Origin of the sequence: Lelliottia wanjuensis (assembly GCF_030238365.1) — a bacterium.
Classification (GTDB): domain Bacteria; phylum Pseudomonadota; class Gammaproteobacteria; order Enterobacterales; family Enterobacteriaceae; genus Enterobacter; species Enterobacter wanjuensis.
In genome coordinates, this window is the sequence record NZ_JASSOT010000078.1 from 68,870 (window position 1) to 81,239 (window position 12,370).

Consider the following 12,370-nt stretch of genomic DNA (forward strand, 5'->3'; position numbering starts at 1 on the left):
AGGCAAGCGGAATTAGTGGGTTTTGCTATCAATACACAAAAGGTGTTACTGTGCGCGCCACGCCCGACCCTACGGGCATCTGTCACTCATTGAGAGGGTTTATGGATTGTCGTCCAGACTGTGGCGCGTGCTGCACCGCACCGTCCATATCAAGCCCGATCCCTGGCATGCCAAAAGGCAAACCGGCTAACACCCGCTGCGTTCAGCTTTCTGACAGCAATCTGTGCAAAATCTTCGGCTCGCCGCTGCGCCCGAAAGTCTGTGGGGCACTTCAGCCGTTAAAAGAGATGTGCGGCAGCACGCGCGAGCAGGCGATGGTCTATTTGATTGAGCTGGAAGCGCTCACCGCGCCCTAAACGTCTTTAATCCGCGTCAGACAGCCGGTGGTAATAATGCACATCACCAGCGCAATCCAGAACACCGTGTGATAGCTCCAGATCTCCGCCACAACCCCCGCCAGCGATCCGGCGATAATCCAGCCGACACGCGTCGTATTAGTATAAAGGGTGGTCGCTGCCCCTGCCTGGCCGGGCATTAAATCCTGGAAGTAGAGCATGCCGATACCCGCCAGAATGCCAATGTAAATGGCGTTCAGCAGCTGTAGCGCCAGCAGCAGTGCCGGGGTGTGAACCGTCAGCATGCCGATGTAAAACAGCAGACCCGCTACCACCGCAATCCGCATCAAAAAACGCTTTCCGAAGCGCTTCGCGTAATAACCGGCGATCAGCATGGTCGGGATTTCCAGCCCCGCCGCCGTACCCATCATGATGCCCGCCAGTTTTTCTGGCAGGTGCAGTTCATCAATAATAAACAGCGGCATATTAATGATGTAGAGGCTGTTGGTGCCCCACATCAGCGTGCAGACGACAAACAGTAGCAGGGCATCGCGGCGGTTGCGGCGTGGGGCTTCCAGCGTCCCAGTCGAGAGTTTTGGCTCTTTGCGCATCGACGGCAGGAAAAACCACACCATTGCCCCGCACACCACAAAGGCCACGGCCGCGCTCAGATACATCACCGTAAAACCAAAGCCCATCGCCAGGGCGTAGGCCAGCGGCGGGCCGATCACCCACGCCAGCGAGACCTGGGCGCGCAGAATCGAGCTGAACATCACCGCTTCGCGGCCCGTGTGATCTGCATGTTCTCGCGCAAGGGCGAACATCTGCGGGTTGGCGGTCGAGCCAAAGCTGCTCAGAAACACGCCGACAAACAGCAGCACGAAATAGTTGCGGTTCCAGGCAAACAGCACGCAGGCAAACACGCCGAGCAGGCAGCAGAAGACAATCAGGCTTTTGCGATCGCCTTTGCGATCCGATCGCCCGGCGAGAAACTGGCTGACGAGAATGCCGATGATGGCACTGCCGGTAAAGAAGAAGCCAACCATCGCCGGACGGGCGTGGACTTCGTTGGTCAGGAACAGGCTCAGCGTTGGTGTCTGTAACGCACCGGCAATCCCGGTGAGAAAGGCAACAATCAGAAACGCCGATGACGTCAAATCAAATGGCTTTGGTGAGGCGGCAGCGGGGGAGTTGTGCATGTTTCGATATCGGTGATGTGAAGAGTCGCGGAGTTTACGCCGCTTGTCAGAAAATAAACAGATGGTGCGGTCAAATTACCCACGAAAAATCAAAATAGCATTTCAAAAACTTTTCTGGCTGAAGTGTGCTGAAGCGAACCGGTAAACGTCCTTGTCATTTCAGCAAATGTGGGAGAAATGTGCTGCACTTCTAAATTCTGAAACGTGAAATGTAACTTTCCTTGCAAGCCATTACATTACGCGCAAGACTTCTTGAAACGTTTCAGCGCTATCTTGTTTTAACTGACGGAGCAGGTTAGCGCATTTTTTCTCATTAAGGCTGAAACGATTCAATTCAGCGAGAGAGGAGAACCATGTTCCAGTTATCAGTGCAAGACATCCATCCGGGCGAACAGGCCGGTAATAAAGAAGAGGCCATTCGCAAGATTGCCGCTGCCCTGGTGCAGGCGGGTAACGTCGCGGACGGCTACGTAGACGGCATGCTGGCCCGCGAGCAGCAGACCTCCACTTTCCTCGGCAACGGTATCGCCATTCCGCATGGCACCACCGATACCCGCGACCAGGTGCTGAAAACCGGTGTGCAGGTTTATCAGTTCCCGCAGGGGATTTTGTGGGGCGAAGGGCAGGTGGCTTACGTGGCAATCGGTATTGCCGCCAGCAGCGACGAACACCTCGGCCTGCTGCGTCAGCTGACGCACGTCCTGAGCGATGACTCCGTGGCTGAACAGCTGCAATCTGCGACCACGGCTGAAGAGCTGCGTGCCCTGCTGATGGGTGAAAAACAGAGCGAAGCGCTGAAGCTGGATAACGAGACGCTGACGCTCGACGTGGCGGCCTCCGATCTGGTGACGTTGCAGGCGCTGAACGCCGGTCGTCTGAAAGAGGCCGGTGCGGTTGATACCGCTTTCGTCGCCCGCGTGATTAATGACAAGCCGCTGAATCTGGGTCAGGGCGTCTGGCTGAACGACAGCGCAGAAGGCAACGTGCGCAGCGCCATCGCCGTGAGCCGTGCCGCTAGCGCGTTTGAAGCCGATGGCGAACACGCCGCTCTGCTGGTGACTGTCGCCATGGCCGATGAACAGCCGGTTTCCGTGCTGAAGCGCCTGAGCGATCTGCTGCTGAACAACAAAGCTGAACATCTGCTGAAAGCGGATGCTGCGACTCTGCTGGCACTGCTGACCAGTGACGATGCCCCGACCGATGACCTGCTGACCGCGGAATTTGTAGTGCGCAACGAGCACGGTTTGCACGCGCGTCCTGGCACCATGCTGGTCAACACCATTAAACAGTTCGAAAGTGAGATTACCGTGACCAACCTGGATGGTTCGGGCAAACCGGCTAATGGCCGCAGCCTGATGAAAGTCGTCGCACTGGGTGTGAAGAAAGGCCATCGCCTGCGCTTCACCGCTCAGGGGGCGGATGCTGAACTGGCGCTGAAAGCGATTGGCGAAGCCATCGCGGCTGGTCTGGGGGAGGGCGCATAATGAGCAGACGTGTTGCCACTATTACGCTGAACCCGGCTTACGATCTCGTCGGCTTTTGCCCTGAAATTGAACGCGGCGAAGTGAACCTCGTCCGTACCACCGGCCTGCACGCTGCCGGTAAAGGCATCAACGTTGCTAAAGTTTTAAAAGACTTAGGTATCGATGTGACCGTGGGCGGTTTCCTCGGGAAAGACAACCAGGATGGTTTCCAGCAGCTGTTCAGCGAGCTGGGCATTGCCAACCGTTTCCAGGTGGTTCAGGGCCGTACGCGTATTAACGTTAAGCTGACGGAAAAAGACGGTGAAGTGACCGACCTGAACTTCTCCGGCTTTGAAGTGACCGGCGCAGACTGGGAGCGTTTCGTGAATGACTCCCTGAGCTGGCTGGGTCAGTTCGACATGGTCTGCGTCAGCGGCAGTCTGCCGTCAGGCGTCAGCCCGGAAGCCTTCACCGACTGGATGCTGCGCCTGCGTAGCCAGTGCCCGTGCATTATTTTCGACAGCAGCCGCGAAGCGCTGGTGGCGGGTCTGAAAGCCTCTCCGTGGCTGGTCAAACCAAATCGCCGTGAACTGGAGATCTGGGCGGGCCGTAAGCTGCCAGAATTAAAAGATGTGATTGAAGCCGCCCATGCGCTGCGTGAACAGGGTATTGCTCACGTGGTGATTTCACTGGGTGCAGAAGGCGCGCTGTGGGTTAACGCGTCTGGCGAATGGATCGCCAAGCCACCGTCGGTGGAAGTGGTCAGCACCGTAGGTGCCGGGGATTCAATGGTCGGCGGCCTGATTTACGGCCTGCTGATGCGTGAATCCAGCGAGCATACCTTACGTCTTGCGACCGCTGTTGCCGCCCTGGCCGTGAGTCAGAGCAATGTTGGAATTACCGAACGTACCCAGTTGGCCGCGATGATGGCGCGCGTTGACTTACAACCTTTTAACTAACAGCAGGAGAGGCATAATGAAAACGCTGCTGATCATTGATTCCGGTCTCGGACAAGCTCGCGCCTATATGGCGAAGACCTTGCTGGGCGCGGCGGCACACAAAGCGCATGTTGAAATGGTCGATAACCCAAATGACGCCGAACTGGCGATTGTTCTGGGCGACAAAGTTCCTGCTGACAGCGCGCTGAACGGCAAAAAAGTGTGGCTGGGCGATATCAATCGCGCGGTGGCACACCCTGAATTGTTCCTGAGCGAAGCCAAAGGCCACGCGGCAGTCTACAGCGCACCGGTTGCGACCGCTGCGGTTGCCACTGCAAGCGGCCCGAAACGCGTCGTGGCGATCACCGCCTGCCCAACGGGCGTGGCGCACACCTTTATGGCGGCGGAAGCCATTGAAACCGAAGCGAAAAAACGCGGCTGGTGGGTGAAGGTTGAAACCCGCGGTTCCGTGGGCGCTGGCAATGCCATTACCCCGGAAGAAGTGGCGGAAGCGGATCTGGTGATCGTGGCGGCGGACATCGAAGTGGACCTGGCGAAATTCGCCGGTAAGCCGATGTATCGCACCTCCACCGGTCTGGCGCTGAAGAAAACCGCGCAGGAGTTTGATAAAGCCCTCGCGGAAGCGAAGCCTTATCAGGCGACGGGCAAATCTGAGTCCTCAGCAACCGAAGGTAAAAAAGAGTCCTCGGGCGCCTATCGTCACCTGCTGACCGGCGTGTCTTACATGCTGCCGATGGTCGTGGCGGGCGGTCTGTGTATCGCGCTCTCTTTCGCATTTGGTATCGAAGCGTTCAAAGAGCCGGGCACGCTGGCGGCGGCATTGATGCAGATCGGTGGCGGTTCAGCGTTTGCGCTGATGGTGCCGGTTCTCGCGGGTTACATTGCCTTCTCCATCGCTGACCGTCCGGGTCTGACGCCGGGCCTTATCGGCGGTATGCTGGCCGTGAGCACCGGCTCTGGCTTTATCGGCGGTATTATTGCCGGTTTCCTGGCCGGTTACGTGGCGAAAGCCATCAGCTCTAAGCTGAAATTACCGCAGAGTATGGAAGCGCTGAAACCGATCCTGATCATCCCGCTGATTTCCAGCCTGGTGGTTGGCCTGGGTATGATCTACCTGATTGGTAAACCAGTTGCGGGCATCCTCGAAGGTCTGACCCACTGGCTGCAAACCATGGGTACGGCGAACGCGGTACTGCTGGGCGCGATCCTGGGTGGCATGATGTGTACCGACATGGGTGGCCCGGTCAACAAAGCGGCATACGCATTTGGTGTCGGCCTGCTGAGTACTCAGACTTATGCCCCGATGGCGGCAATCATGGCGGCCGGTATGGTGCCACCGCTGGCGCTGGGTCTGGCGACTATCATTGCACGTCGTAAGTTTGATAAGGCGCAGCAAGAGGGTGGTAAAGCGGCTCTGGTTCTGGGTCTGTGCTTCATCACCGAAGGTGCGATTCCGTTCGCAGCCCGTGACCCGATGCGCGTTCTGCCTTGCTGTATCGTGGGCGGCGCGGTGACCGGTGCCATCTCCATGGCAATTGGCGCGAAACTGATGGCGCCGCACGGCGGTCTCTTTGTTCTGCTGATCCCTGGTGCGATTACCCCGGTTCTGGGTTATCTGTTCGCGATTATCGCGGGTACGCTGGTGGCGGGTCTGTCTTACGCGGTGCTGAAGCGCCCTGAAGTGGAAGCGGTGGCTAAAGTCGCCTAAACCTATTGTCGGGTGGCGCTTCGCTTACCCGACCGACAAAAAAGCCGGGTGCTTACGCGACCCGGCTTTTTTTATGCGGCTTGTTCAGCCGTTTGCTGTGCTTTCAGCCAGGCGATCTCTTCCGCCCAGATATCCGGATTCACCGTTTCGAGCACCATCGGGATGCCGTCAAAGCGGTCGTCCTGCATGATAAAGCGGAACGCGTCGTGACCGATGTTCCCTTCGCCGAGGCTGTGATGGCGGTCAACGCGGCTGCCGAACGCGCTCTTGGCGTCGTTCAGGTGCATCCCGCGCAAATACTTAAAGCCCACGATACGTTCGAACTCTGCGAAGGTTTTTTCACACTCTTCGCGGGAGCGCAGGTCATAGCCTGCGGCAAACGCGTGGCAGGTATCGATACACACGCCGACGCGGGATTTATCCTCCACGCCGTCGATAATTGCCGCCAGATGTTCAAACTTAAACCCAAGATTGCTGCCCTGACCGGCGGTGTTTTCAATGACTGCCGTTACGCCCTGCGTCTGCGCCAGCGCGATGTTAATAGATTCGGCGATACGCGCCAGACAGGCATCTTCATCGATTTGCATCAGGTGGCTGCCCGGATGGAAGTTCAGCAGCGTCAGGCCAAGCTGCTCGCAACGCTGCAACTCATCGAGAAACGCATCACGCGACTTCTCCAGCGCTTCCTCGACCGGATGGCCGAGGTTGATGAGGTAGCTGTCGTGGGGAAGGATCTGACCCGGCCCGAAACCATACTTTTCGCAGGCGGCTTTGAAATCATCAATCACTTCAGTGGTGAGCGGTGCCGCGCGCCACTGGCGCTGATTTTTGGTGAACAGGGCGAACGCAGTCGCCTCGATTTCGGCGGCGCGAATGGCGGCATTCGCAAGACCACCTGCTGCGCTCACGTGCGCTCCAACGTATTTCATAGGGGACTCCTGTTAACCCGAAACGCTTATGATAGCGGGTTAACAGGAGAAGGATGTAGTGGTTTATGCCATCAGGCTATGAACCGCCAGGTTAATCGCGCCGCCGCCCACAATCAGCCAGACAAACAACATCAGTGCCATCAGCAGCGGTTTGGCACCGGCTTTTTTCAGGGCGCTGACGTGCGTGGTCACACCCAGCGCGGCCATTGCCATTGCCAGCAGAACGGTGTCCAGCGTGACCAGCATATCCACGACCGCTTTAGGCAGCAGGTGGAAGGAGTTAAACACCGCCACCACGATAAACAGAATCGCGAACCACGGAATGGTGATTTTGCTTTTCTCGCCTTTGCCTGCCGGAGTCAGCTGTTTCACGCGCGCGGCCAGAATAATCAGGAACGGAGCCAGCATCATCACGCGCAGCATTTTGGCGATCACCGCCGCATTTTCGGCGTCCGGGCTGATGGCATGGCCTGCCGCAACCACCTGCGCCACTTCATGCATAGTCGAACCAATATAGATGCCGTAAGTTTCCGGCGTGAACCAGTGGGCGACCAGCGGGTACATGGCCGGATAAAGGAAAATCGCCAGGGTACCGAAGATCACCACCGTCGCCACCGCAACGGTCACTTTGCTGGATTCCGCTTTGACCACAGGCTCCGTCGCCAGGACCGCCGCGGCCCCGCAGATACTGCTCCCCGCGCCAATCAGCCAGCTGGTTTGCTTGTCGAGGCCAAACACTTTTTGCCCGATAAAGCAGGCAAGCATAAAGGTGCTGGTGAGCGTCAGTACGTCGATGGCGATGCCGCTCACGCCCACATCGGCAATCTGCGCGAAGGTGAGGCGAAAACCATAAAGAATAATCCCGAGGCGCAGCAGGTGCTGTTTGGCAAACAGCACGCCGCCGTCGCAGGTGCTCCAGATTTTGGGGTAAACCGTATTCCCGACGACCATGCCGATCAGAATGGCCAGCGTTAATGCGCTGAATCCAGCCCCGGCCACGGCCGGAATACTGCCGCCCCATAATGCTGCGCCAGTGATGAGTGCGCTCAGCGCAAGTCCTGGAACGTAGTGCCACACTGTACGATGAGGGTGCAGAGTGATTTCAGTCATAACCTTCTCCTTTGTCTGGCTAAAAGGTTACGGCGCTCTGGCTTAAAAATAAAATTGATTATATATTTATAATTAATCTTTATAAGTGGTAAGCAAGGCGCTTACCCGCGCGGAAGGCCACTATGCACATTACATTGCGTCAACTGGAAGTTTTTGCCGAAGTGCTGAAGAGCGGGTCGACCACCCAGGCTTCGCAGCGTCTGGCCCTGTCTCAGTCGGCGGTCAGCGCGGCGCTGACGGATCTGGAAGGGCAGCTCGGCGTTCAGCTTTTCGACAGGGTAGGGAAGCGGCTGGTGGTGAACGAGCACGGGCGTCTGCTTTACCCACGCGCGCTGGCCCTGCTGGAGCAGGCCGTCGAAATTGAGCAGCTGTTCCGGGAAGACAACGGTGCTATCCGCGTGTATGCCAGTAGCACCATCGGGAACTACATTCTCCCGGAAGTGATTGCCCGCTATCGCCGCGATTTCCCGACGCTGCCGCTGGAGATGAGCGTCGGTAACAGTCAGGATGTGATCAACGCGATTATCGATTTTCGCGTCGACATCGGGCTGATCGAAGGCCCGTGCCATAACGTGGATATCATTGCGGAACCCTGGCTGGAAGATGAGCTGGTGGTGTTTGCCTCTCCCGCATCGTCTCTGCTGCAGGGTGAAGTGACGCTGGAGCGCCTGGCGCTGGCCCCATGGATTTTGCGCGAGCACGGTTCCGGCACCCGTGAAATCGTTGATTACCTGCTGCTGTCGCACCTGCCGCAGTTTCAGCTCGGGATGGAGCTTGGGAATTCCGAGGCCATCAAGCACGCCGTGCGACACGGTCTGGGGATCAGCTGTTTATCCCGACGGGTCATCGCCGAGCAGCTTGAAAGCGGGTCGCTGATTGAAATTCCGGTTCCGCTGCCGAAGCTGGTGCGTACCCTGTGGTGCATCCATCATCGCCAGAAACACCTGTCGAATTCCCTGCAGCGCTTTTTGCGCTATTGCGAAATGTAGCTGAGGCTCTGCTTTACTTATAATTTCGGGGCAGTCATGAAGCTCTCTTATAACAGAGTATTTCTGCCAGAAGGTTCGCGGATCGTCTGCTACAATCTCGCCTCATTTTTTGAATGGACAGCATTTTCATATGGTTTCCGAAACTAAAACCACAGAAGCGCCCGCGCTACGTCGCGAACTCAAGGCGCGTCACCTGACGATGATCGCTATTGGCGGATCCATCGGTACAGGTCTTTTTGTTGCCTCTGGTGCAACTATTTCAGCGGCAGGCCCGGGTGGCGCGCTGTTTTCTTATATGCTGATTGGCCTGATGGTGTACTTCCTGATGACCAGTCTGGGCGAACTGGCCGCTTACATGCCGGTCTCTGGCTCTTTCTCTACCTACGGCCAAAAATACGTTGAAGAAGGCTTCGGCTTCGCGCTGGGCTGGAACTACTGGTACAACTGGGCGGTAACCATCGCCGTTGACCTCGTGGCCGCGCAGCTGGTGATGAACTGGTGGTTCCCGGACACGCCAGGCTGGATCTGGAGCGCCGTCTTCCTCGCCGTGATCTTCCTGCTGAACTACATCTCTGTACGCGGTTTCGGTGAAGCGGAGTACTGGTTCTCGCTGATTAAAGTCGCGACCGTCATCATCTTTATCGTCGTCGGTGTGGCGATGATCGTCGGCATTTTCAAAGGTGCGCAACCTGCGGGCTGGAGCAACTGGCAGATAGGCGAAGCGCCTTTCGCCGGTGGTTTTGCGGCGATGATTGGCGTGGCGATGATTGTCGGCTTCTCCTTCCAGGGTACCGAGCTGATTGGTATCGCGGCCGGTGAATCTGAAGATCCGGAGAAGAACATCCCGCGCGCGGTGCGTCAGGTGTTCTGGCGTATTCTGCTGTTCTATGTGTTCGCGATCCTGATTATCAGCCTGATTATTCCTTACACCGACCCAAGCCTGCTGCGTAACGATGTGAAAGACATCAGCGTCAGCCCGTTCACGCTGGTCTTCCAGCATGCGGGTCTGCTGTCTGCGGCGGCGGTGATGAACGCGGTGATCCTGACGGCTGTGCTGTCGGCGGGTAACTCCGGGATGTATGCTTCAACGCGTATGCTCTACACCCTGGCCTGCGACGGTAAAGCGCCGCGCATCTTCTCTAAACTGTCTCGTGGCGGGGTGCCGCGTAACGCGCTGTATGCGACCACCGTGGTGGCGGGCCTGTGCTTCCTGACGTCGATGTTTGGTAACCAGACGGTTTACCTGTGGCTGCTGAACACCTCCGGGATGACCGGCTTTATCGCCTGGCTCGGGATTGCCATCAGCCACTATCGTTTCCGTCGCGGCTACGTCATGCAGGGGCACGACATTAACGATCTGCCGTACCGCTCTGGTTTCTTCCCGCTGGGGCCGATCTTCGCCTTTGTTCTGTGCCTGATCATCACCCTCGGCCAGAACTACGAAGCCTTCCTGTCTGACACCATCGACTGGGGCGGCGTCATGGCGACCTATATTGGTATTCCTCTGTTCCTGATCATCTGGTTTGGTTACAAACTGACGAAAGGAACCCGCTTCGTCCGCTACAGCGAAATGGATTTCCCGGGACGCTTTAAGCAGTAAGTTTCTTGAAAGATACAAAAAAGCCCCCGGCATCGCTGCCGGGGGCTTTTTATTGGGCGCTTAGAAACTGTAAGTCATGCCCACAGTGTAGCGACGTCCATCGAGTACCGTGTCGTAGGTATCGTAATCAATCTGCTTATCGAGAACGTTATACACCCCGGCGGAAACCAGCAGGTTTTTGTTTGCGTTATAGCGCAGACCAACATCGACCTGAGTATAAGATGGCGTACCCTGAGACATGGAGGTACGGCTCAGATACTCAGAGGTTTTGCCGCGAAGATTCAGACGGCTCCAGAAGCCAACATCTTGAGTGGCCTGCCAGTCCAGGGTGGTATTGAACATATGCTTAGGCATTTTGTTCAGTGGCTTACCGGAGAACTGACCGCTCTTCTGCTCAGATTCGGTATAGGTGTAGTTGGCGGTCCAGTTCACGTCCTTCGTGATTTCCCAGCCGAAGGTCGATTCCACACCGCGCATGTTCGCTTTATCGACGTTGACGCGATCGCTGACGAAATCGTAGCTATGGTCGCCAATGGTGCAGGCAGGATCGGAGCTGCTGTTACAGCGACGAACTTCGGTGATTTTGTCTTTAAAATCGGTATTGAAGAGGGTCACACCGGCGTTGAGATTGTCGTTGTTGTCCCACAGCAGGCCGATCTCTTCGCTCAGGCTCTTCTCAGGTTTCAGGTCCGGGTTGCCGACGATGATGCCATCGAGGCGTCCGCCCCCGGTGACCTGGCCCCAGTTGGCGGAAGACTGACGCAGATCCGGCGCACGATAACCGGCAGACACGCCACCTTTCAGGGTCCACTGCTCGGCAAGATGCCACACACCGTAGCCGCGCGGTGTCCAGTTAGTCCCGTAGTTCTGGTCTTTATCCATACGCAGGCCGCCGGTGAGCGTAAAGCTCTCGGTCATGGACCACTCGTCTTCCGCAAACAGCGCCCAGTTCCAGCGCGTCAGTTTACTCAGGCCATCTGCCGCTTCCAGCTGGTTACCGTTGTCACGCAATTTTTCATAGTGATACTGACCGCCCAGCGTCAGGGTATGGTCGCCCAGGAAGACCTGATTCTGGTTGTTAAAGGTCGTGTTGTAAGAGCGCATTTCACGATCGGGGTTATTGGTCTCTTCCTGCTGGATGTAGCTGGTGGAGTTGAAACTGTCGTAATAACCGCTGTGCGTTAACGAGTAGGTGGTGTGCTCGTAGCGCGTTTCGCTTTTGGTATTCGGCGTACAGGTATTTCCGCGGCAGGTCTCGGTAGCTTTAGACATCCCCGGCGTACTGTTTCGGTCCTGAAGTTCACGCGCATAGTCGAGATCGAAATCGTTTTTCTCGTCTGGCGTGAAGTTGAGGGTTACGCCGCCGTTGCGCATTTTCTGCTCGTTGAAACCGTTCTCGATTTTATCTTCGGCGCGGCGGGAGAGAAGCCCTGTGACTTTTGCACCGAGTAATCCGTCGATCAGCGGACCAGACGCGTAGGCGTTAGTCTGGAACAGATCGCCGGAGTCATTGTTTTCCTGGAAAGTGGCATCACCGTGCAGGGAGCCCGTCCAGCCCTTGGTGTTCGAGACTTTCTTGGTGATGACGTTGATAACGCCGCCCATAGCGTCTGAGCCATACAGCGAGGACATCGGCCCACGGATGACTTCGATTCGCTCAATGGATTCGAGCGGCGGCAGCCAGCCCTGTTCGATCCCTGCGTTATCGCTGTTTGGACGGGTGCTGCGGGTGCTGATGCGCTTGCCGTTGACCAGGAAAAGCGTGTACTGAGAGGACATTCCGCGAATACTGATATCGCTGCTGCTGCCACCGCCGGTCACGACAACGCCCGGGACATCTTTCAGTGCATCGGTAACATCGCGATAGGCCTTATCTTCGATCTGCTGTTTAGAAATGACAGAGATCGAGGCCGGTGCGTTCTGAATTTTCTGCTCAAAACCCGTGGCGGTGACGACAACGGTATCTTGATCGGCGGCGTGAACGAGCTGTGGTAAGGTCGCTGCGCAAACTGCGACAGCAAGAACCTTAAGGCGGGGTATTGTCATTTGTACATTCCGTTTAAAATGAATAAAACTCC

Annotated in this window: 10 protein-coding genes; 6 read left to right on the forward strand and 4 right to left on the reverse strand. The window is 56.8% G+C overall.

The window, feature by feature from the left end; translation table 11 throughout:
• Positions 1–101: 101 nt before the first annotated feature.
• A complete protein-coding gene (locus QQF33_RS23500) occupies positions 102–356 on the forward strand; it encodes a YkgJ family cysteine cluster protein (protein WP_282495110.1) in 255 nt (84 codons plus the stop codon).
• Here QQF33_RS23500 and setB read toward each other — a convergent pair.
• Entirely contained in the window at positions 353–1,534 is a 1,182-nt protein-coding gene (gene setB / locus QQF33_RS23505; RefSeq protein WP_282495109.1) for a sugar efflux transporter SetB, read from the reverse strand. The two genes, QQF33_RS23500 and setB, sit on opposite strands and share 4 nt — an antisense overlap.
• Positions 1,535–1,887: 353 nt before the next feature.
• Here setB and fruB point away from each other — a divergent pair, with 353 nt between their 5' ends.
• The 3 genes from fruB to fruA are packed head-to-tail and all read left to right on the forward strand — an operon-like array spanning position 1,888 to position 5,664.
• Positions 1,888–3,018: a fused PTS fructose transporter subunit IIA/HPr protein gene (gene fruB / locus QQF33_RS23510; protein WP_285158695.1), complete on the forward strand. Its 1,131-nt coding sequence runs from the start codon at positions 1,888–1,890 to the stop codon at positions 3,016–3,018.
• On the forward strand, positions 3,018–3,956 hold the full coding sequence (fruK, locus tag QQF33_RS23515; RefSeq protein WP_095282683.1) for a 1-phosphofructokinase: 939 nt from the start codon (positions 3,018–3,020) through the stop codon (positions 3,954–3,956). Before fruB ends, fruK begins: the two co-directional genes overlap by 1 nt.
• A 16-nt stretch (positions 3,957–3,972) precedes the next feature.
• A complete protein-coding gene (gene fruA / locus QQF33_RS23520) occupies positions 3,973–5,664 on the forward strand; it encodes a PTS fructose transporter subunit IIBC (protein ID WP_285158696.1) in 1,692 nt (563 codons plus the stop codon).
• Positions 5,665–5,735: 71 nt separating this feature from the next.
• On the opposite strand, the gene nfo is transcribed toward fruA, so the two are convergent.
• Both nfo and QQF33_RS23530 read right to left on the reverse strand, forming a co-directional pair.
• Positions 5,736–6,593 carry a deoxyribonuclease IV gene (gene nfo / locus QQF33_RS23525; protein WP_282495106.1) on the reverse strand — a complete coding sequence of 286 codons (858 nt, stop codon included), beginning with the start codon at positions 6,591–6,593 and terminating at the stop codon, positions 5,736–5,738.
• Between the two features lie 63 nt (positions 6,594–6,656).
• A complete protein-coding gene (locus QQF33_RS23530) occupies positions 6,657–7,703 on the reverse strand; it encodes a YeiH family protein (RefSeq protein WP_285158697.1) in 1,047 nt (348 codons plus the stop codon).
• A 122-nt stretch (positions 7,704–7,825) separates the two neighbouring features.
• Here QQF33_RS23530 and yieE point away from each other — a divergent pair, with 122 nt between their 5' ends.
• Entirely contained in the window at positions 7,826–8,692 is an 867-nt protein-coding gene (gene yieE / locus QQF33_RS23535; RefSeq protein ID WP_285158698.1) for a DNA-binding transcriptional regulator YeiE, read from the forward strand.
• 130 nt (positions 8,693–8,822) lie between these two features.
• A complete protein-coding gene (gene lysP, locus QQF33_RS23540; RefSeq protein ID WP_285149291.1) occupies positions 8,823–10,292 on the forward strand; it encodes a lysine-specific permease in 1,470 nt (489 codons plus the stop codon).
• A 60-nt stretch (positions 10,293–10,352) separates the two neighbouring features.
• Here the strand turns inward: lysP and QQF33_RS23545 are convergent, their stop codons facing one another.
• Positions 10,353–12,338 carry a ligand-gated channel protein gene (locus QQF33_RS23545; protein ID WP_285149292.1) on the reverse strand — a complete coding sequence of 662 codons (1,986 nt, stop codon included), beginning with the start codon at positions 12,336–12,338 and terminating at the stop codon, positions 10,353–10,355.
• Positions 12,339–12,370 lie beyond the last annotated feature (32 nt).